This is a genomic window from Streptomyces sp. NPDC051555 (genome assembly GCF_044454405.1).
GTDB lineage: Bacteria > Actinomycetota > Actinomycetes > Streptomycetales > Streptomycetaceae > Streptomyces.
The window spans coordinates 149,717-168,875 of sequence record NZ_JBITDP010000014.1 but is presented as its reverse complement, the minus strand read 5'-3'; the positions used below and the strand labels follow the sequence as shown (position 1 = coordinate 168,875).

General features: G+C 71.9%; 19 protein-coding genes and 1 tRNA gene. 10 read left to right on the top strand and 10 right to left on the bottom strand.

Translation table 11 applies throughout. The features are described 5' to 3' along the window. Positions 1-44: 44 nt before the first annotated feature. The gene (locus tag ACIBEA_RS26755) at positions 45-1,307 is read left to right on the top strand and encodes an SLC13 family permease (RefSeq protein ID WP_399265075.1); all 1,263 of its coding nucleotides are present in this window, start codon (positions 45-47) and stop codon (positions 1,305-1,307) included. An 11-nt stretch (positions 1,308-1,318) separates the two neighbouring features. On the opposite strand, the gene ACIBEA_RS26750 is transcribed toward ACIBEA_RS26755, so the two are convergent. The 5 genes from ACIBEA_RS26750 to ACIBEA_RS26730 form a co-directional block, all read right to left on the bottom strand. After that, entirely contained in the window at positions 1,319-3,004 is a 1,686-nt protein-coding gene (locus ACIBEA_RS26750; RefSeq protein ID WP_399265073.1) for an FAD-dependent monooxygenase, read from the bottom strand. Between the two features lie 58 nt (positions 3,005-3,062). Further along, a complete protein-coding gene (locus ACIBEA_RS26745) occupies positions 3,063-3,530 on the bottom strand; it encodes a hypothetical protein (RefSeq protein WP_399265071.1) in 468 nt (155 codons plus the stop codon). Between the two features lie 178 nt (positions 3,531-3,708). Further along, a tRNA-Pro gene (locus tag ACIBEA_RS26740) sits at positions 3,709-3,782 on the bottom strand. Positions 3,783-3,821: 39 nt separating this feature from the next. Beyond that, on the bottom strand, positions 3,822-4,502 hold the full coding sequence (locus tag ACIBEA_RS26735) for a Pr6Pr family membrane protein (RefSeq protein WP_399265069.1): 681 nt from the start codon (positions 4,500-4,502) through the stop codon (positions 3,822-3,824). A gap of 4 nt (positions 4,503-4,506) precedes the next feature. After that, positions 4,507-5,445: a metallophosphoesterase gene (locus ACIBEA_RS26730; protein ID WP_399265067.1), complete on the bottom strand. Its 939-nt coding sequence runs from the start codon at positions 5,443-5,445 to the stop codon at positions 4,507-4,509. Between the two features lie 67 nt (positions 5,446-5,512). On the opposite strand from ACIBEA_RS26730, the gene ACIBEA_RS26725 reads away from it, so the two are divergent. Further along, positions 5,513-5,974: a GatB/YqeY domain-containing protein gene (locus tag ACIBEA_RS26725; RefSeq protein ID WP_399265065.1), complete on the top strand. Its 462-nt coding sequence runs from the start codon at positions 5,513-5,515 to the stop codon at positions 5,972-5,974. 90 nt (positions 5,975-6,064) lie between these two features. Here ACIBEA_RS26725 and ACIBEA_RS26720 read toward each other — a convergent pair whose 3' ends face one another. After that, the gene (locus ACIBEA_RS26720; protein WP_399265063.1) at positions 6,065-8,383 is read right to left on the bottom strand and encodes a transglycosylase domain-containing protein; all 2,319 of its coding nucleotides are present in this window, start codon (positions 8,381-8,383) and stop codon (positions 6,065-6,067) included. Positions 8,384-8,768: 385 nt separating this feature from the next. Between ACIBEA_RS26720 and ACIBEA_RS26715 the strand changes: the two genes are divergently transcribed. Beyond that, positions 8,769-9,119 (top strand): WhiB family transcriptional regulator, encoded by a 351-nt coding sequence (locus ACIBEA_RS26715; RefSeq protein ID WP_330331229.1) that lies wholly within the window; start codon positions 8,769-8,771, stop codon positions 9,117-9,119. A 17-nt stretch (positions 9,120-9,136) separates the two neighbouring features. Here the strand turns inward: ACIBEA_RS26715 and ACIBEA_RS26710 are convergent, their stop codons facing one another. Beyond that, positions 9,137-10,516: an ArsA family ATPase gene (locus ACIBEA_RS26710; RefSeq protein WP_399265217.1), complete on the bottom strand. Its 1,380-nt coding sequence runs from the start codon at positions 10,514-10,516 to the stop codon at positions 9,137-9,139. A gap of 26 nt (positions 10,517-10,542) precedes the next feature. Beyond that, positions 10,543-11,523, bottom strand: coding sequence for an ArsA-related P-loop ATPase (locus ACIBEA_RS26705; protein ID WP_399265061.1), 981 nt, complete (start codon positions 11,521-11,523; stop codon positions 10,543-10,545). Positions 11,524-11,619: 96 nt separating this feature from the next. Here ACIBEA_RS26705 and ACIBEA_RS26700 point away from each other — a divergent pair, with 96 nt between their 5' ends. From ACIBEA_RS26700 to ACIBEA_RS26685, 4 genes are all read left to right on the top strand, one after another. Next, complete coding sequence (locus tag ACIBEA_RS26700) at positions 11,620-11,781, top strand: DUF4177 domain-containing protein (RefSeq protein ID WP_007264966.1); 162 nt, start codon at positions 11,620-11,622, stop codon at positions 11,779-11,781. After that, on the top strand, positions 11,778-12,257 hold the full coding sequence (locus ACIBEA_RS26695; protein WP_399265059.1) for a RidA family protein: 480 nt from the start codon (positions 11,778-11,780) through the stop codon (positions 12,255-12,257). Before ACIBEA_RS26700 ends, ACIBEA_RS26695 begins: the two co-directional genes overlap by 4 nt. Before the next feature lie 120 nt (positions 12,258-12,377). After that, positions 12,378-13,292 carry an NUDIX hydrolase gene (locus tag ACIBEA_RS26690; RefSeq protein WP_399265057.1) on the top strand — a complete coding sequence of 305 codons (915 nt, stop codon included), beginning with the start codon at positions 12,378-12,380 and terminating at the stop codon, positions 13,290-13,292. Beyond that, complete coding sequence (locus ACIBEA_RS26685) at positions 13,289-14,143, top strand: MBL fold metallo-hydrolase (protein WP_399265055.1); 855 nt, start codon at positions 13,289-13,291, stop codon at positions 14,141-14,143. Before ACIBEA_RS26690 ends, ACIBEA_RS26685 begins: the two co-directional genes overlap by 4 nt. Positions 14,144-14,149: 6 nt before the next feature. On the opposite strand, the gene ACIBEA_RS26680 is transcribed toward ACIBEA_RS26685, so the two are convergent. Then, a complete protein-coding gene (locus ACIBEA_RS26680; RefSeq protein ID WP_399265053.1) occupies positions 14,150-14,968 on the bottom strand; it encodes a nucleotidyltransferase domain-containing protein in 819 nt (272 codons plus the stop codon). Positions 14,969-15,083: 115 nt separating this feature from the next. Further along, a complete protein-coding gene (locus tag ACIBEA_RS26675) occupies positions 15,084-15,758 on the bottom strand; it encodes a Crp/Fnr family transcriptional regulator (protein WP_003981529.1) in 675 nt (224 codons plus the stop codon). Positions 15,759-15,996: 238 nt separating this feature from the next. Here ACIBEA_RS26675 and nth point away from each other — a divergent pair, with 238 nt between their 5' ends. The 3 genes from nth to ACIBEA_RS26660 all read left to right on the top strand — a co-directional run bounded on the left by nth (position 15,997) and on the right by ACIBEA_RS26660 (position 19,158). Then, the gene (gene nth / locus ACIBEA_RS26670) at positions 15,997-16,986 is read left to right on the top strand and encodes an endonuclease III (RefSeq protein ID WP_399265051.1); all 990 of its coding nucleotides are present in this window, start codon (positions 15,997-15,999) and stop codon (positions 16,984-16,986) included. Between the two features lie 149 nt (positions 16,987-17,135). Beyond that, the gene (locus ACIBEA_RS26665; RefSeq protein WP_399265049.1) at positions 17,136-17,942 is read left to right on the top strand and encodes an NUDIX hydrolase; all 807 of its coding nucleotides are present in this window, start codon (positions 17,136-17,138) and stop codon (positions 17,940-17,942) included. A gap of 13 nt (positions 17,943-17,955) precedes the next feature. Then, complete coding sequence (locus ACIBEA_RS26660; RefSeq protein WP_399265047.1) at positions 17,956-19,158, top strand: MarP family serine protease; 1,203 nt, start codon at positions 17,956-17,958, stop codon at positions 19,156-19,158. Position 19,159 lies beyond the last annotated feature (1 nt).

The window sequence follows — 19,159 nt, the reverse complement described above, 5'->3', positions numbered from 1 at the left end:
GGTGCCGGGCCCGGTACCCGTGGCCTGCTGGGATGATCGCGGGCATGCCCTCCGACGCCTTCTCCTTCACCCTCTCACTGGCCGCGCTGCTGGTGGTGCTGGTGTGCGCGGTGGCCCGCCCCTTCGGCCGCCCCGAGGCGTTCTTCGCCGTCCCGGCCGCCGTCGTGGTCATCGGCTGCGGGGCGATCGGGACGGATGCCGTCCGGGAGGAGGCGGAGCGCCTCGGTCCGGTCATCGGCTTCCTCGCCGCCGTCCTCGTCCTCGCGAAGCTCTGCGCCGACGAGGGCCTCTTCCACGCCTGCGGCACCTGGATGGCCCGCTGGTCGGCGGGCCGCCCCCGGCGCCTGCTCGGCGCGGTCTTCGCGCTCGCCTCGCTGATCACGGCGGCGCTGAGCCTGGACGCCACCGTCGTCCTGCTCACCCCGGTCGTCTTCGCCACCGCCGCGCGCATGGGCGCCCGGCCCGCGCCCCACCTCTACGCGTGCGCGCACCTGTCGAACACCGCGTCCCTGCTGCTGCCCGTCTCCAACCTCACCAACCTGCTCGCCTTCACCGCGAGCGGCCTGAGCTTCACCCGGTTCGCCGCCCTGATGACCCTGCCGTGGCTGGTCGCGATCGGGGTCGAGTACGTCGTCTTCCGCCGGTTCTTCGCCGCCGACCTCGATGCCGAACCGGCCGGGGCGGACGCCCTGGAGCCGCCCGAGCTGCCGCTCTTCGCGCTGCTGACGGTGGCGGGGACCCTGGGCGGCTTCGCGGTCGCCTCGGCGGTCGGGGCCGACCCGGCATGGGCCGCGGCGGCGGGGGCCCTGGTGCTGGGGGTCCGGGCATTGGCCCGGCGCCGCACCACCCCGGCCGCGATCGTCCGCTCGGCGGCGCTGCCGTTCCTCGCCTTCGTCCTGGCCCTGGGCATCGTCGTCCGGGCGCTGGTGGACAACGGCCTCGGTGCGGCCCTGGCCCACGTCGTCCCGGTGGGCACCGGCCTGCCCGCGCTGCTCGGCCTGGCCGCGCTGGCCGCCGTACTGGCCAACCTGATCAACAACCTGCCGGCGGTGCTGGCCCTGGTGCCGCTGGTCGCACCCGCGGGTCCGGGCGCGGTGCTCGCCGTGCTCCTGGGCGTGAACATCGGCCCGAACCTCACCTACGCGGGCTCCCTGGCCACCCTGCTGTGGCGGCGCATCGCGCACCACCACGAACACGAGGTCCGGCTCGTCGAGTTCACCCACCTCGGCCTGCTGACCACCCCGGCGGCGCTGGCCCTGTCCACCTCGGCCCTGTGGGTGTCGCTGCGCCTGACCGGGACCGCCTGAGGGGCCGCGGTTCAGGGCGCGAGGACCTTGGCGAGGTGGGCGAGCAGCTCCGGCGCGCTCGGCGGGGCGAGCCGCGCCGCGAGGTAGCCGTCGGGGCGGACCAGGAAGGCGGTCGGCTCCCGTACGCCGTACAGGCGGCCGAACTCGCCCTGCCCGTCCCGGAAGACGGGCACCGGCGATGCGCCGTCCGCCCCGGTGTCGGCCAGCACCGCGAAGGTCGTGATCCGGCCCGGTGCCGCGTCCCGGACGGCGGCCGCCAGGGGGCCGAAACCGTCCGCGGTCGGCCCGGGCCCGTACAGCACCAGCACGTGTTCGCGGCCGCGCAGCAGGTCGAAAAGGCGCAGCGGGTACGTCGCGACCGCCCGGGTCAGCCCGCCGCAGTCGGGGGCCCGGTCCCCGCCCCGCGGCCCGGGACCGTCGCCCGCATCCTCCACGAGGGGGCTTCCCCGGTATCCGACCAGGAGTTGGGCCTCGCGCAGCATCAGCGTCCGCGGGTCGCCCGGGTCCGCCTGGACCCCGTGGGCGGCGTGCCGGACCGTACGGCCGACGACCTCCTCGCCGACCGGCCGGCGCTCGGCGTCGTAGCTCGCGAGCAGGCCCGGCGCCGCTGCGCCGTCGACGGCGAGCGCCAGCTTCCACGCCAGGTTCCAGGCGTCCTGGATGCCGGTGTTCATGCCCTGCGCACCGGTCGGCGGGTGGATGTGCGCGGCGTCCCCGGCGATGAGGACCCGCCCGTCCCCGTACCGGTCCACCAGCCGGTGGCTGATCCGGAACACGGAGGACCAGCGCAGCGCGGACGCGGTCGTGGGCTGCGGCGACAGCCGGTCCAGGACGGCCTGGACGTCCGCCAACCCCGGCTCCCGCCCGCCGCCGGCGCCCAGACCGTGCTCGATCCCGTCCCCGTCCTCATCCCCGTCCTCATCCCCGGCCAGCTCGGGTGCCACCTTCATGGAGACCCGGTACCGACCGGCGCCGGGCAGCGGGATGCACACCAGCACGTCGTCGACCTCGCCCCGCGCGTCGTGGTGCATCGCGCGCACCGCGTAGCCGTACGGGAGGTCCCACCCGAGCTCCACGTCGGCGAGCATGTACTCCTCCGGGAAGGCCCCGCCCTCGAAGGACAGCCCGAGCCCCTTGCGCACGGTGCTGTGCGCGCCGTCGCACCCCACCAGGAAGCGGGCGCGCACCTCCTCCTCACCGCCCGGGGCGCGCAGCAGGCAGGTCACCCCCTCGCCGTCCTGGGCGAAGGACACCAGCTCGGTGGACCGCTCGATGCCCGTCCCGAAGCCGTTCAGGAGGCCCTCCAGGACGCGCTCGGTCTCGTACTGCGGCAGCGCGGCGAAGCCGTACGGCACTTCGGGCGGCAGCACCAGCTCCAGCCGGGAATCCGCGACGCCGTTCACGTACGTCAGCTGCCCGCGCAGCGGTACGGCCAGATCGAGGGCGTCCCGCACGAGGCCCATCCGGTCCCAGAGCTCCAGGGTGCGCGGCTGGACCCCCACCGCCTTCGCGTAGGGCAGCCGGGCCGGGAGCCGCTCGACGAGGCGACACCGCACCCCGCGCCGCCGCAACTCACACGCGGCCGTCAGCCCGACCGGCCCGGCCCCGACCACCAGCACGTCCGTGCCACTTCCGGAGGTATCCACCACAGCGTCTCCCGGGACCCGTCCCCCGCACGATCGCCCCCGCCTCCCCATGGTCCCCCCGGGACCCGGCGCGGGCACCCCGGGCCAGGTCGAGATCGGCGACCGGAATCTAGTAGCTGGGGCAGAGGTGCGTGTGCACCGCGTCCAGGATCTTGCCGGCCTTGGCCGGACCGAAGCCGTCCGGGTGGGTGGGCGAGGTGAACCGCTGGTTCGTGAGGTCGGTCTGCTTCTGCTTGTCGGTGGGGAAGTTGGCGATCGTGTCGCACTGGTTGCGGCCCCGGTCAACCGCCTTGTCGGGCTTGGTGTTGACGATGTCCGGATCGATGGCCGCCAGGGCGGCGATGTACTTGGCCTGCGTCGCCGCATCCGGCTTGGGCGGAATCCCCTTGGCCTTGGCCGTCCCGGCGGCGGCCGACGGCGCGCTCGATGCCGGGGGCGCGGCAGGAGAACTGCTCGGCGCGGCGGAGGGAGAGGTCTTCGTCGACGGCGCGGCGGCGCCCTTGTCACTGCCACATGCGGTGAGCCCGGCGGCGGCGATGACGACGGACAGTACGGCGGTGGCGGTGCGGTGGTTCACGGCTCTCCCCTGTGCGGTGGCTGATGTGCACCAGAGTCGATCGCTCAGCGTGGCCAATGGTTGTACGCCAAGTCGCAACGCCGATCCGGCCGGCCAACTTCAAGCGGATGAGCACGCACACGAAAACAGGTCCGGGTGCTACTCGTGTGAGTAGCACCCGGACCTGGTGTTTCAGCTGTCGGGGTGGCGGGATTTGAACCCACGACCTCTTCGTCCCGAACGAAGCGCGCTGCCAAGCTGCGCTACACCCCGATGTCCACCCTTGCAGCGCTGCTGCCCTGGCGACATCGATTACTTTAGCGGACCGCCGCCCGGAGACGAAATCCGGTTTTCACGGGGCGCCAGCAGGGGTGGGCGGAAGCGGTCGGCCGTGACCAGGGCCAGCCCCAGGGCGTAGAAGGCGAGGCCGAGGACGAGCCCGTTCACGGCGACCCGGGCGTAGCCGTACTGGGTCACGTCGAGGAAGGGGTAGGTGTACCGGGTCTTCGTGCCCGGCGCCAGCAGGGCGCCGCGGACCAGGGCGAACGTCAGGTACGCGAAGGGGAACGCCAGCCACTGGGCCGCGTGCCGCGGGCGCAGGGCGCGGGGGGTCGTGAGGACCAGGAAGTCCAGGGCCGCGCCGATCGGGGTGAGCGTGTGCAGCAGTTGGTTGGCGACGGCCCGGGCGCCGGTGAGCCGGTCGAGGTCCTCGACCACGTTGAACGGGCTCGCCGGATTGTCCAGCACCAGGTGGAAGACCAGCCCGGTGATCAGGATGAAGAGCAGCACCCCGCCCCGCCACAGCGGGTCGGGCTCCGGGCGGCGCTGCCAGGTGCGCACCGCCGAGAGGCCGAAGACCACCGCTACCAGGATGTTCGTCCAGACGGTGAAGAAACTCAGCACGACGGGAACGCTGCCGTAGGCGCACTCGATCACCACGCCCACGGCCGCGGCGAGGGCGATCAGGGCGCGGAAGAGGGCCGTGGCGATCATGTGGTCAGGACGCGGCCGTCAGGGTGAGCAGCGTCGCCTCCGGCGGGCAGGCGAAGCGGACCGGGGTGAACCGGTTGGTCCCGCAGCCCGCCGAGACGTGCAGGTACGAGCGGTGCCCGCCGCTCTCGTGCGTGGAGAGCCCCTTCACCCGCTTGGCGTCCAGGTCGCAGTTGGTGACCAGGGCCCCGTAGAAGGGGACGCACAGCTGCCCGCCGTGCGTGTGGCCCGCGAGGATCAGCGGGTAGCCGTCCGCGGTGAAGGCCTCCAGCGCGCGCAGGTACGGGGCGTGCACGACGGCGAGCGAGAAATCGGCGTCCGCCTCCGGACCACCGGCGACCCGCTCGTAGCGGTCCCGCTTGATGTGCGGGTCGTCCAGACCGGTGAAGGCCAGCTCCAGCCCGTCCAGCTTCATCCGCGCCCGGGTGTTGGTCAGGTTCAGCCAGCCGGCCGCGTCGAAGGCGTCCCGCAGGTCCTCCCACGGGTTGTGGACGGCGCCGACGACCGGCTTGTTGCCGTTCAGCCCGTGCTTGCCCTGGACCTTCTCGATCAGGTAGCGCCCCGGATTGCGCAGCCGCGGCCCGTAGTAGTCGTTCGAGCCGAAGACGTACGCGCCCGGGAACTCCATCAGCGGGCCGAGCGCGTCGAGCACCTCCGGCACCCCCTCGGTGTCCGAGAGGTTGTCGCCGGTGTTGACCACGAAGTCGGGCCGCAGCCCCGCCAGGGACTGGAGCCAGGCGCGCTTCTTGCCCTGCCCGCCCACCATGTGGATGTCCGACACCTGCAGGACCCGCAAGGGCCGCATCCCCCGGGGAAGGACCGGGACGGTCACCCGGCGCAGCCGGAAGGACCGTGCTTCGAAACCGGCGGCGTAGGCCACTCCGGCGACTCCGGCCGCGGCGATGCCGGCGGTGACCTTCAGGGGGATTCCGTAACGCGCGTGCATGGGCCCATCGTCGCAGACCGGGAAAACCTGAGGGCGCCAGCGCCCCCGCACCTGGCAGACTCGACCCATGACCACGCTCAAGGCCAAGCTCAGGGACGACCTCACCACTGCCATCAAGGCGCGCGACGAACTCCGCTCGTCCACGCTGCGACTGACCCTCACCGCCATCACCAAGGAGGAGGTCGCGGGCAAGGAAGCGCGCGAGCTCTCCGACGACGACGTCCTCAAGGTGATCGCCAAGGAGGCGAAGAAGCGCCGCGAAGCCGCCGAGGCCTTCGCGCAGGGTGGTCGGACCGAGCAGGCCGCGCGCGAGCTCGCCGAGGGCGAGCTGCTCGACGCCTACCTGCCCAAGCAGCTCGGCGACGACGAGCTGACCGCGATCGTGGCGTCGGCCGTCGAGGAGGCCAAGGCCGCGGGCGCCGAGGGGCCGCGCGCGATGGGCGCCGTCATGAAGATCGTGAACCCGAAGGTCGCCGGGCTGGCGGAGGGCGGGCGCGTCGCCGCCACCGTCAAGAAGCTCCTCTCCTGACGCGTACGAATGACGGCGATATGAAGGAGGGGCCCCGGTCGCGTTCTCGCGACCGGGGCCCCTCCTTCATGCGTGCCCGTTCCCGTGTGGCTAGGGGCGGCGGCCCGTCGGTTCGCCCAGGATGCCCGCCGGGATGCTGATGCCGGGGTTGGGGATGCCCGGCGTACCGGTGCCCGGGTCGCCGGTGGTCGGGCCCGCGATCGTCTGCCCGCCCGGCGAGCCGTCACCCGGCTTGCCGTCGCCGCCCGGCTTACCGGGCTTCGGCTTGCCGGGGCGGTTCTGGGTCGGCGGGTTCGCGTTGCCGCGGCTGCCGCCCGAGGGGGTCGAGGGCTCGGGGATGCTGACCGTGGTGAAGGTCGGGGACTCGCGGCCGGACAGGGCGCCCGAGACGGCGTCCTTCCAGATCGGACCGGGCAGGCCACCACCGAAGACCTTCGGGTAGAACTGCCCGCCGATGGTGATGTCCTCCATCGAGATCTTCTTCGCGCCGCCCGAGCCGACCCACACCGCGCCGGACATGTTCGGGGTGTAGCCGACGAACCAGGCGTTGTAGCGGTTGTCGGTGGTACCCGTCTTGCCCGCGCTGTCGCGGTCGGTCAGACCGGCCTTCTCACCGGTACCGGAGTCGACCACTCCGCGCAGCAGGGTGTTGATGGTGTCGGCGGTGGACTCCGACATCGCCTGGTCGCACTTGCTCTTCGGCACCTGGAGCGCCTTGTTGTGCGAGTCGGTGATCGCCTCGATCGCGATCGGGGTGCAGTAGACGCCGCGGTTGGCGAAGGCGGCGTATGCGTTGGCCATCGTCAGCGGAGACATCTCGGCGGAGCCGAGCGCGATCGACGGGGACTCCGGCAGCTTCTCGCCGCTGGCCGGGACGACGTTCAGCTTCTGCGTCATCTCGGTGACCGGGCAGAGCCCGACGTCGCCGATCATCTGGACGAAGTACGTGTTGATGGACTTCTCCATCGCCGTCTTCAGCGCGTACGGACCGAACTCGTCCTCGGTCTCGTTCTGCGCCTTCTCGTACTTCCTGGTCTTCGGGTCGCGCTGGTTGACGTAGTTCGTGCCGTCGCAGCGCGCGATCGGGCTCGGATAGTCGACCTCGTACGGCGCCGGGTACACCTTGGTCGGCTGCGTCCCGCGCTCCAGGGCCGCCGCCGCGATGAACGGCTTGAAGGTCGAGCCCGTCTGGAAGCCGAAGTTGGAGCCGCCCATCCGCTTGTCCACGGAGTAGTTGATCTGCGTCTCGTTCTTCCCGAAGCCGTACGGCTTCGACTGGCCCATCGCCAGGACCCGCCCGGTGCCCGGCTGGACCATGGTCACGGCCGTCGAGATCGAGTCGTCCGCGTAGACGTGCTCCTTGATCGAGGCGTTGGCCGACTCCTGCGACTGCGGGTCCAGGGTGGTGCGCACGGTCAGGCCGCCCTGGTTCCAGACCTTCGCCCGCTCCTCCCGGGTCTTGCCGAAGACCGGGTCGGTCAGGAAGGTGTTGCGCACGTAGTCGCAGAAGAAGCCGGCGCCCTTGACGGAGGTGATGCAGCCGTTCTTGGGGCGGGTGACCTTCAGGGTGACGGGCTTGGCCTTCGCCGCGTCCGCCTCCGCCTGCGAGACGTCCTTCATGTCGGCCATCCGCTGGAGGACGACGTTGCGGCGCTTCATCGACTCCGCGGAGTCGTTGACCGGGTCGAACCGGCTCGGCGACTGGACGATGCCCGCGAGCAGCGCGGCCTCGTCCAGGGTCAGGTCCTTGGCGGGCTTGCTGAAGTAGCGCTGCGCCGCCGACTCGATTCCGTAGGCCTGCTGGCCGAAGTACGTGATGTTGAGGTAGTTCTCGAGGATCTTCTTCTTCCCGAGTTCCTCCTCGACCTGGATCGAGTACTTCAACTCGCGGATCTTGCGGCCGAGGCTCTTCTCCTGTGCCTCGCGCACCTTCGACTCGTCGTCACCGGCCTCTTCGACGAAGACGTTCTTCACGTACTGCTGCGTCAGCGTGGAGGCGCCTTGTGCGGCGCCGCCCTCCTGCGCATTGCGGTTCACGGCGCGCAGGATGCCCTTGAGGTCCACCGCGCCGTGTTCGTAGAAGCGGGAGTCCTCGATCGCGACGATCGCCTTCTGCATGTACGGCGAGATCGCGGTCAGCGGGACGACCTGGCGGTCGCGCGAATAGACGGTGGCGATCAAGCCACCCTCGGAGTCCAGAATCGTGGTGCGCTGGCTCAGCGGCGGTGTCTTGAGATTGGCCGGGATCTCGTCGAATCCTTCGACCGTGCCCTTGGCCGCGAGGCCCAGCGCGCCCGCGCCGGGGATCGCGATGCCGGCGAGCACGACTCCGGAGAGAACGGACACCCCCAGGAACCTGGCGGCCTGTTGGCTCCCCGAGAGCCCTCCGCTTGAGCGCTTCTTTCCCATGAGGGGCAGCCTACGTTCTCATTCGCCGGACACATGCGAATGCCTTGGCCTAAGCTGGCAACAACTGTCACAGCAGTGTGGCGCGACATCAACCCTGCGGCGTGGTTTTCACCCTTCCCGAAAGGGGTGAACTCTTGTCCGAATCTCGCGCCTGTCACTGGGGGTTCACCGTCGATTCACCCGAATTGCCGGAATAGTCGGGCATGTCGTCCGATCACTCCGTCGGGTGATCTGCCGCTTACCCATAGTCCGTTCGGACCATTCAAGATTGGGCCCGACGGGGGTGTTGCACTGTGCCCGCCTTCCGTAACGTCCTCAACTGGCAGCGGTGAATATGCCGCTACCGCCGTGGGGGAGCCTCGATTCGGGAGAGGACGGCGCCGGGATGGGCTGGGTTACCGACTGGAGTGCGCAGGCAGCCTGCCGCACTACCGATCCGGATGAACTGTTCGTTCAAGGAGCGGCACAGAACAGGGCCAAGGCGGTGTGCACCGGATGTCCGGTGCGGACCGAATGCCTGGCCGATGCGCTCGACAATCGCGTCGAGTTCGGCGTGTGGGGCGGAATGACCGAGCGGGAGCGTCGCGCGTTGTTGCGCAGGCGCCCCACCGTCACCTCGTGGCGACGGCTGCTCGAAACCGCTCGTACGGAGTACGAGCGCAGTACGGGCATCCTCACCGTGGATGTCGATGCGGAGGTCGATCTTCGGTTCGAGACGTACGCGGCAGCCGGGTAGACCCCCGCGCAGCCCGTCTACGCTCCGGCCGGTACCCCGGCCGCGAGCCGCTCTCCGATGGCCCGTAGCCCGGCGAGGTCGTGTACATCGCCGGGCAGGGCGGCCACTTCGGCCACCGCCACCTCCGGGTGGAGCGAGGTGAAGCGATCACGTGTGCGTCGTTCGCGCGCGATCACCTGCATGCGCTCGGCGTGCAGGCGCAGCAGACCCGCGGTGATCTCGTCCGCGGTGATCTCGTCCGTGGTCATTCCGTCGGCCGCGATCTGCTCGGCCGCGATCTGCTCGGCCGTGGAGGTGTCGGCCGTGGGCGTGCCGGCCGTGAAGTCGTGCGGAGCCGTGCCGTTGCTCGGGGCGGGGCCGGTGGGGGCGGGGGAGCCGTCCTCGGCGGAGCCACGATGTCCAGCTTTCCCGGACTCCTGATCGACAATGCCGCCCTCTTCAAGATTCTCTGCGGCGGCCAACGCCCGCTCCGCGGACAGCTGGTCGGCCCCGCTGCCGTGCACCCGGTTCAGGACCAGCCCGGCCAGCGGCATCCGTTCCGCGGCCAGCCGCTCCACGAAGTACGCCGCCTCGCGCACCGCGTCCGCTTCGGGCGCCGCGACCACGAGGAAGGCCGTACCGGGAGCCTGCAGCAGCCGGTACGTCGCGTCCGCGCGGGTCCGGAAGCCGCCGAACATCGTGTCCATCGCGGCCACGAAGGTCTGTACGTCCTTCAGCAGCGAGGCGCCCATCAGCTTGCTCAAGGTGCCGGTCATCATCGACATGCCGACATTGAGGAACTTCATCCCGGCCCGGCCGCCGACCTTCGCCGGAGCCATCAGCACCCGGATGAACTTCCCGTCCAGGAAGGACCCCAGCCGCTTCGGCGCGTCCAGGAAGTCCAGCGCGGAGCGGCTCGGCGGGGTGTCGACGATGATCAGGTCCCAATCGTCCCGGGCGCGCAACTGCCCGAGCTTCTCCATCGCCATGTACTCCTGCGTGCCCGCGAACCCGGCCGACAGGGACTGGTAGAAGGGGTTCTCCAGGATCGCCTGGGCCCGCTCGCCCTCCGCGTGCCCCTCGACGATCTCGTCGAAGGTCCGCTTCATGTCCAGCATCATGGCGTGCAGTTCGCCGCCGGAGCCCTCAGCCCCCTCAGCGTCCCCGGCCCCGCCCACCCCGGCGACCCGCCGCGGGGTGTTGTCGAGGGAGTCGATGCCCAGCGACTGGGCCAGCCGGCGCGCCGGATCGATGGTCAGGACGACCACCGTGCGCCCGCGTTCCGCCGCGCGCACGCCCAGCGCCGCGGCCGTGGTGGTCTTGCCGACGCCACCGGAGCCGCAGCACACGATGATCCGCGTGTTCGCGTCGTCGAGCAGTGCGTCGACCGCCAGTCGCGGCGGAGTGTCCAGGCCCATGGTCGCCGTGCTCCCCTGCTTCTCGCTCATTCGGTCCCCACCTGCTTGCGGAGTTCCGTCGCCAGCTCGTACAGCCCGGCCAGGTCCATCCCCGCGCCGAGCTGCGGGAGTTCGTACGCCTCCACGTCGAGCCCCTCCAGGACCGCCCGCTGCTCGCGCTCCAGCTCCACCCGGCCCGCGTGCTCCGCGGCCTGCTCCAGCAGCGGGTCCAGAAGTCGCTCCGCCAGGCCCCCGCGGTGCGCGCCGCCCAGGCCCGCCCGGGACAGGGACCGCGCCAGCTCGGCGCGGCGGTCCCCGGCGGCCGCCCGCAGGGTTCCCTCGTCCAGGTGGTGCGGCCGCATCATGTTGACGACGACCCGGCCGACCGGCAGCCCGACCGCCCGCAGCTCGGCGATGCCGTCCACGGTCTCCTGGACCGGCATCTCCTCCAGCAGCGTCACCAGGTGCACGGCCGTCTCGGGGGACTTGAGCACCTTCATGACGGCCTGCGCCTGGTTGTGGATCGGACCGAAGCGGGCCAGCCCCGCCACCTCGTCGTTGACGTTCAGGAACCGGGTGATCCGCCCGGTCGGCGGCGCGTCCATCACCACGTGGTCGTAGACGAACCGCCCCGCCTTGTCCTTGCGCCGCACCGCCTCGCACGCCTTGCCGGTCAGCAGCACGTCCCGCAGGCCCGGCGCGATCGTCGTGGCGAAGTCGATGGCGCCCAGCTTCTTCAGGGCGCGCCCCGCCGAGCCGAGCTTGTAGAACATCTGGAGGTAGTCCAGCAGGGCCCGCTCCGCGTCGATCGCGAGCCCGAACACCTCCCCGCCGCCCGGTGCGACGGCGATCTTGCGCTCCTCGTACGGGAGCGCCTCCGCGCCGAAGAGCTGCGCGATCCCCTGCCTGCCCTCCACCTCCACCAGAAGCGTGCGTCCGCCCTCGCGTGCGAGGGCGAGCGCGAATGCCGCGGCGACCGTGGTCTTTCCGGTGCCGCCCTTGCCGCTGATCACCTGGAGCCTGCTCACAGCGACCGAGCCTAATTCCTCGGTGCCGCCGCCGTGGGCGGTGGGGGCAGGACGGGTCGCGCATCACGTCCCGGGACAGGCACTACGCTCGCTCCCATGACCAAGAAGTTCGAATACGCGACCGTTCCGCTGCTCGTCCATGCCACCAAGCAGATCCTGGACACCTGGGGCGAGGACGGCTGGGAGCTGGTCCAGGTGGTGCCCGGACCGAACAACCCCGAGCAGCTCGTGGCCTACCTCAAGCGGGAGAAGGCATGAGCGCCGGCGCCGTGGAGGCCAGGCTGGCCGAGCTCGGCCTGACGCTGCCCGACGTCGTTCCGCCGCTGGCCGCCTACCAGCCGGCCGTGCGCTCCGGCGTCTACGTCCACACCGCGGGCCAGCTCCCGATGGTGAAGGGCAGCATGCCGGTCACCGGCAAGGTCGGTGCGGAGGTCTCGGCCGAGCAGGCGAAGGAACTGGCCGCCGTGTGCGCGCTGAACGCCCTGGCCGCCGTGAAGTCCGTCGTGGGTGACCTCGACCGGATCGCGCGCGTCGTCAAGGTCGTCGGCTTCGTGGCCTCCGCCCCCGACTTCACCGGGCAGCCGGGCGTGCTGAACGGCGCGAGCGAGCTGCTGGGCGAGGTGCTCGGCGAGCGCGGCGTGCACGCGCGCAGCGCGGTCGGCGTCGCGGTGCTGCCGCTGGACGCCCCCGTCGAGGTCGAGATCCTGGTCGAGCTGACCCCCGACGAGGTCTGAGGGCTGTCCGAGGGCTGTCCGAGGGTTGTCGCCCTCGCCGAGCCCCCGATCGCCGCGCCCCTCGGGCAGCGGCGACCGGGGGCTCTCGAACATCCCGCCGGATACCCGTAGCATCCCGCCATGCCGAATGATCCGCACGGCCAGTCGCCCAGCGAGTCCACCGCCCCCGGCGGCCAGTGGTACCCGCCCGAGTGGCCCGACCGCATCCGCGCCCTCGCCGACGGGTCGCTGACCCCCGTGGCGCCCAAGCGCGCGGCCACCGTCATGCTGCTGCGCGACGGGGCGGGCGGCGGCGGTCCCGCCGTGCACATGCTCCGCCGGCGGGCCTCCATGGCCTTCGCCGGAGGCGCGTACGCCTATCCCGGCGGCGGCGTCGACCCGCGCGACGAGGACCACCGCATCGGTTGGGCGGGTCCGGCCCTCGCGACCTGGGCCGCGCGCATGGGCACCGACCCCGAGACCGCCCAGGCCATCGTCTGCGGCGCGGTCCGCGAGACCTTCGAGGAGGCCGGGGTCCTGCTCGCCGGCGAGAGCCCCGACACGGTCGTCGGCGACACCACCGGTGACGACTGGGAGGCCGACCGGCGGGCGCTGGTCGCCCGCGAGCTGTCCTTCGCCGAGTTCCTGGACCGCCGGGGCCTGCTGCTGCGCTCCGACCTGCTCGGCGCCTGGGCCCGCTGGATCACCCCGGAGTTCGAGCCGCGCCGCTACGACACCTGGTTCTTCGTGGCCGCCCTGCCGGCCGGACAGCGCACCCGCAACGCCTCCACGGAGGCGGACCGGACCGTGTGGATCCGCCCGAGCGAGGCCGCCGCGGGCTACGACAAGGGCGAGCTGCTGATGATGCCGCCGACCATTTCCACCCTGCGCTCGCTGGAGCCCTACCGGAGCGCCGCCGAGGCGCTCGCCGCGGCCGCGGGGCAGGACCTGGCCCCGGTGCTGGCCCGGGCGACGCTGGAGGACGGCGAGCTGGTGCTCAGCTGGCCGGGCCACGACGAGTTCACCAAGCGGGTCCGCCAGGGAGGCACACCGTGACCGACGCCGCCGCACTGCCGGGCCAGCCGCGCGGGACCGTCACCTCCGGTCCGGCCACCGCGCGCGCGGTGAACGTACTGGCCCCCAACCCCTCCGCGATGACGCTGGACGGCACCAACACCTGGCTGGTCTGCGAACCGGACTCCGACCTTGCCGTGGTCATCGACCCGGGCCCGCTGGACGAGGGCCACCTGCGGAACGTGGTCACCACGGCCGAGCGGGCGGGCAAGCGGATCGCGCTGACCCTGCTCACGCACGGCCACCCCGACCACGCCGAGGGCGCGGGCCGCTTCGCCGAGCTGACCGGCACCAAGGTGCGCGCCCTGGACCCCGCGCTGCGCCTGGGGGACGAGGGCCTCGCGGGCGGCGACGTCATCCGGGTCGGTGGTCTGGAGCTGCTGGTCGTGCCGACCCCGGGCCACACCGGCGACTCGCTGTGCTTCCACCTCCCGGCCGACGGGGCCGTCCTGACCGGGGACACCGTCCTCGGCCGCGGCACCACGCTGGTCGCGCATCCCGACGGCCGGCTCGGGGACTACCTCGACTCGCTGCGCCGGCTGCGCTCCCTGACCGTCGACGACGGGGTGCGGACCGTCCTGCCGGGCCACGGGCCGGTCCTGGAGGACGCGCAGGGCGCGGTGGAGTTCTACCTGGCGCACCGCGCGCACCGGCTCGCCCAGATCGAGACGGCCGTGGAGAACGGGTTCGCCACCGCCGAGCAGGTCGTCGCCCACGTCTACGCCGACGTGGACCGCTCGCTGTGGCCGGCCGCCGAATGGTCCGTACGCGCCCAGCTGGAGTACCTGCGCGAGCACGGCCTGATCCCGGGCGGCCCGGAAACGGACGGCTGACACCCGCTAGGCCGAAGAGACGACCTGGCGCGGGGACCTGGGGCCCAGCCGGGCGGTGTATTCCGCGGCGAGCCACGGCCCGAGCTCGTCGAGGTGCCGCCGCAGGACCTCCCGGTCGGGGCCGGGGTCGAGGCCCTCGGCGGCGGCCGCGCGCATCTGGTCCGCGCGGCCCGGGTAGTAGCCGCCGAAGACCTCCGCGGACTCGGCCAGGTCGCTGGTCCAGCCGCCCCAGCGGGGCATGACCAGGGTGAAGCCGGTGCGCACGAGCCGTCGCGCGAGGAAACGATTCAGCTTGCGCAGCTCCCCGTCCGTCCGCGCCGCCGCGGCCCGCTCGCGCGCGGTGGCGAGTACGTCGTCCAGGTCGCCGTTGGTCTCCCGGGCGAGCAGCGCGTCCGGGCGGTAGCGCGGCAGGTGCTCGGCCAGGTCCGCACCGAGCAGCGGGGTGCACAGGCAGGCGAGGAACCATCCCAGGTCGTGCCGCTCCGCCTCGCTGAGCAGGGTCTCCTTGCCGTGGAGGAGGATGCCGGCGCCGTCCGTCTGGGCGAAGTCCAGGTCGAGCCCGCGCGCGAGCACCTCGGCGGTGTCCCGGTCCTCGCCCGTGGGCTCGCGGTGCAGGGCGAGCAGCAGGTCCAGGTCGGAGCGGCCGGGCCGGGCGGTGCCGCGCGGCACGGACCCGTACAGGTAGGCGCTGTGCAGCCGCTGCCCGTACGCCTCGGCGATCCGCGTCCGCGCGGTGGCGACCACGTCCCGGAAGGGCGCGGGCACGCGCCCGAGGGAGCCCTCGCGCTCGATGAACCCCTCGGAGTCCAGCCCTCTGTGTGCCATGCGGATCACTGTGGCACCCCGGCCCCGGGTCCCGGGGGAGGCCGGGACGCGCGAAAGGGGGTCACGCCCTCACGGGCGGGACCCCCTCACGGGTGTCGCGGGTCGGCGGACGGCGTCAGCGCGAGCGCTTCGCCAGCCGCTCCACGTCGAGCAGGATCACGGCACGCGCTTCGAGGCGGAGCCAGCCGCGCCCGGCGAAGTCGGCCAGGGCCTTGTTCACGGTCTCGCGGGAGGCGCCGACGAGCTGGGCCAGCTCCTCCTGTGTGAGGTCGTGCACGACGTGGATGCCCTCTTCGGACTGCACGCCGAAGCGGCGCGACAGGTCCAGGAGCGCCCGGGCCACGCGGCCGGGAACGTCGGAGAAGACCAGGTCGGACATCTGGTCGTTGGTCTTGCGCAGGCGGCGGGCCACCGCGCGCAGCAGCGCGGTCGCGACCTCGGGCCGGGCGTTGAGCCAGGGCTGGAGGTCGCCGTGGCCGAGGCCGAGCAGCTTGACCTCGGTCAGCGCGGTCGCCGTGGCGGTGCGCGGGCCGGGATCGAAGAGCGAGAGCTCGCCGATCAGCTCGCCGGGGCCGAGCACGGCCAGCATGTTCTCGCGGCCGTCGGGCGAGGTGCGGTGCAGCTTCACCTTGCCCTCGGTCACCACATACAGGCGGTCGCCGGGGTCGCCCTCGTGGAACAGGGCGTCACCGCGGGCGAGGGTCACCTCGCCCATGGATGCGCGGAGCTCCGCGGCCTGCTCGTCATCGAGCGCCGCGAAGAGCGGGGCGCGCCGCAGAACGTCGTCCACGAGTCTCTCTCCTATGTCGACCGGCGTCAGGGGACCTTCGTCCCCTATTTTGCCGGACGCCTTAAACAGTGCGATCAGTCACTCAAGTCACAAGGATGCCGGACATACGGGTGTGCTGTGCGGCGAGAGGCCAATCGGAGTGGTGTTACCAGAGGTCCGGGCGGGTGTCAGCGCCCGGCCTTAGGCTGGCCGGGTGTCCAATAAGCCGGTGAGAGCACAGGCCAAGGGGTCCGCGGGTGTGACCGCCGACCGTAATTCAGCTGTGGGCGAACATGCCACTTCCGGGTCGGTTCCGGAGGGGTCGCCGCCCGCGAAGAGCAAAGTTTCGGCCAAGAAACCCGCGGTGAAGAAAGCGGGAACGGCGACGGCCGCGAAGGAAGTGAAGACGGGGAAGACGGCGAAGACGGCGGCCGGGGAAGCGAAGGGGGTGCGGCCCGTGAAGGCGGCGAAGGCGGCGAAGGCGGAGAGCCACCTCGGCATGGTCCGGCGCGCCCGCCGGATCAACCGCGAACTGGCCGAGGTCTATCCGTACGCCCACCCGGAGCTGGACTTCCGCAACCCCTTCGAGCTGCTCGTCGCCACCGTCCTGTCCGCGCAGACCACCGACCTGCGGGTGAACCAGACGACCCCGGCCCTCTTCGCGGCCTACCCCACCCCCGAGGACATGGCCGAGGCCGTGCCCGAGGAGCTGGAGCAGATCATCCGGCCGACCGGGTTCTTCCGGGCGAAGGCCAGGTCGCTGCTCGGCCTCTCCGCCGCGCTGCGGGACCGCTTCGGCGGGGAGGTGCCGGGCCGGATCGAGGACCTGGTCACGCTCCCCGGGGTGGGCCGCAAGACCGCCAACGTGGTCCTCGGCAATGCCTTCGGGGTCCCCGGGATCACCGTCGACACCCACTTCGGGCGCCTGGTGCGCCGGTGGAAGCTGACCGAGCAGGAGGACCCGGAGAAGGTCGAGGCGGAGATCTGCGAGATCTTCCCGAAGAGCGAGTGGACGATGCTCTCGCACCGGGTCGTCTTCCACGGCCGCCGGATCTGCCACTCGCGCAAGCCCGCCTGCGGCGCCTGCCCGATCGCGCCGCTCTGTCCGGCGTACGGCGAGGGCGAGACCGATCCGGAGAAGGCCAAGCTGCTCCTGAAGTACGAGATGGGCGGCCATCCGGGTCAGCGGCTGACCCCGCCCGCCGACTATCCGGGCCGTCCGGCGGCCCCGCTCGGCGCGGGGTCGTGAGACAGCGGTCCATGCCGACGTCCATGCCGACGTCCATGCCGACGTCCATGCCGACGTCCATGCCGACGTCCATGCCGATGTAGCGAGGAACGAATCCGGCCACGGACCGCGTTGTCCCGGTGTCGGAAGTACAGGGAGCAAGGGTGCCTATGACGCGCGGGACGCAGGACGACAGCGTGACCACCGGGACCCGGTCCCGCACCGGGCACGGACCCGAGGCCGGAGCGGGAGCCGCGGCCCTGCCCGTGCCCGCTCCCGGCACCGGGAGCGGCGGTGACGGTGGCGGTGACAGGGCCGACGTCAGCACGCACGGGCTGCCCGGCTGGCTCGACCCCGTGGTCACGGCCGCCCGGACCGTCCGGCCGACGCAGCTGAGCCGCTTCCTGCCCCCCGAGGACGGCGCGGGCCGTCAGTCCGCCGTCCTGGTCCTCTTCGGCGAGGGCCCCCGCGGCCCCGAGCTGCTGCTGATGGAGCGCGCGGGCACCCTGCGCTCCCACGCGGGCCAACCGTCCTTCCCCGGCGGCGCCCTCGACCCCCAGGACGGCGATCCGCACACCACCGGTCCGCTGCGGGCCGCCCTGCGCGAGGCCGAGGAGGAGACCGGGCTGGACCCGACGGGCGTACAGCTCTTCGGTGTGCTGCCCCGGCTCTACATCCCGGTGAGCGAGTTCGTCGTGACCCCCGTCCTCGGCTGGTGGCGCGAGCCCAGCCCGGTCGGGGCCGTGGACCTCGCGGAGACCGCCCGCGTCTTCACGGTTCCCGTGGCGGATCTCACGGACCCCGGGAATCGGGTCACCGTCGTGCATCCCGGCGGCTTCCAAGGCCCCGCCTTCCAGGTCGAATCGGCTCTGGTCTGGGGTTTTACCGCCGGTGTGATCGATCGGATCCTGTATTTCGCCGGCTGGGAGCAGCCGTGGGACCGCTCGCGCAAGGTCCCCCTGGACTGGCGCGCATGAGACGGTGGCCCACGTGAACGTGCTGGACATCCTGTTGCTGGTCGCCGCCGTGTGGTTCGCGATCGTGGGCTACCGCCAAGGCTTCGTCGTCGGCATCCTGTCGGTGACCGGCTTCCTCGGCGGTGGTCTCATCGCCGTGTCCCTGCTCCCGCTCGTCTGGGACCAGGTGACGGACGACAAGGCCAAGGTGTCCACCACCATGGCCGTCGTCGCGGTGGTCATCGTCATCGTCTGCGCCTCGATCGGCCAGGCCTTCACCACGCACCTGGGCAACCGGCTGCGCCGCTACATCACCTGGTCGCCGGCGCGCGTGGTCGATGCGACCGGCGGCGCCCTGGTGAACGTCATGGCGATGCTGCTGGTGGCGTGGCTGATCGGCTCCGCGCTGGCCGGGACCTCGCTGCCCACGCTGGGCAAGGAGGTCCGTAGCTCCAAGGTGCTCCTCGGTGTCTCGCGGGTGCTGCCCGACCAGGCCAACACCTGGTTCTCGGACTTCAGTTCCGTGCTCGCGCAGAACGGCTTCCCGCAGGTCTTCAGCCCGTTCTCGAACGAGCCGATCACCGCGGTGAAGCCGCCGGACCCCGCGCTGGTCAGTAGCCCCGTCGTCGAGCGCGCCAAGCGCTCGATCGTCAAGGTCGTCGGCACCGCGCCCAGTTGCAGCAAGGTGCTGGAGGGCTCGGGCTTCGTCTTCGCGCCCGGCAAGGTCATGACGAACGCGCACGTCGTCGGGGGCGTCGGCGAGCCGACCGTGCAGATCGGCGGCGAGGGCAAGCTGTACGACGGCAAGGTCGTGCTCTACGACTGGGAGCGCGACATCGCCGTCCTGGACGTGCCCAAGCTGAAGGCGCCGCCGCTCGAATTCGCCGAGAAGGACGCGGCGAGCGGGTTCGACGCGATCGTCGCCGGCTTCCCGGAGAACGGCGCGTACGACGTCCGCCCGGCCCGCGTCCGCGGTCGGATCAACGCGAACGGCCCGGACATCTACCACCGCGGCACCGTCCGCCGCGACGTCTACTCGCTCTACGCGACGGTCCGCCAGGGCAACTCCGGCGGCCCGCTCCTGACGCCCGACGGCAAGGTGTACGGGGTCGTCTTCGCGAAGTCCCTCGACGACGCGAACACCGGGTACGCCCTGACGGCGGACGAGGTCCGCGACGACATCAGGAACGGGAGGACGGCCCAGCGCCGGGTCGACAGCCAGGGCTGCGCCCTGTGAG

Excerpts from the sequence above, each read along its gene's own strand:
- ACIBEA_RS26755 (WP_399265075.1), top strand. The coding sequence starts at position 45 with ATGCCCTCCGACGCCTTCTCCTTCACCCTCTCACTGGCCGCGCTGCTG.
- ACIBEA_RS26750 (WP_399265073.1), bottom strand. The coding sequence starts at position 3,004 with ATGGGGAGGCGGGGGCGATCGTGCGGGGGACGGGTCCCGGGAGACGCT.
- ACIBEA_RS26735 (WP_399265069.1), bottom strand. The coding sequence starts at position 4,502 with ATGATCGCCACGGCCCTCTTCCGCGCCCTGATCGCCCTCGCCGCGGCC.
- ACIBEA_RS26730 (WP_399265067.1), bottom strand. The coding sequence starts at position 5,445 with ATGCACGCGCGTTACGGAATCCCCCTGAAGGTCACCGCCGGCATCGCC.
- ACIBEA_RS26725 (WP_399265065.1), top strand. The coding sequence starts at position 5,513 with ATGACCACGCTCAAGGCCAAGCTCAGGGACGACCTCACCACTGCCATC.
- ACIBEA_RS26720 (WP_399265063.1), bottom strand. The coding sequence starts at position 8,383 with ATGGGAAAGAAGCGCTCAAGCGGAGGGCTCTCGGGGAGCCAACAGGCC.
- ACIBEA_RS26715 (WP_330331229.1), top strand. The coding sequence starts at position 8,769 with ATGGGCTGGGTTACCGACTGGAGTGCGCAGGCAGCCTGCCGCACTACC.
- ACIBEA_RS26710 (WP_399265217.1), bottom strand. The coding sequence starts at position 10,516 with ATGGGCCTGGACACTCCGCCGCGACTGGCGGTCGACGCACTGCTCGAC.
- ACIBEA_RS26700 (WP_007264966.1), top strand. The coding sequence starts at position 11,620 with ATGACCAAGAAGTTCGAATACGCGACCGTTCCGCTGCTCGTCCATGCC.
- ACIBEA_RS26695 (WP_399265059.1), top strand. The coding sequence starts at position 11,778 with ATGAGCGCCGGCGCCGTGGAGGCCAGGCTGGCCGAGCTCGGCCTGACG.
- ACIBEA_RS26690 (WP_399265057.1), top strand. The coding sequence starts at position 12,378 with ATGCCGAATGATCCGCACGGCCAGTCGCCCAGCGAGTCCACCGCCCCC.
- ACIBEA_RS26680 (WP_399265053.1), bottom strand. The coding sequence starts at position 14,968 with ATGGCACACAGAGGGCTGGACTCCGAGGGGTTCATCGAGCGCGAGGGC.
- ACIBEA_RS26665 (WP_399265049.1), top strand. The coding sequence starts at position 17,136 with ATGACGCGCGGGACGCAGGACGACAGCGTGACCACCGGGACCCGGTCC.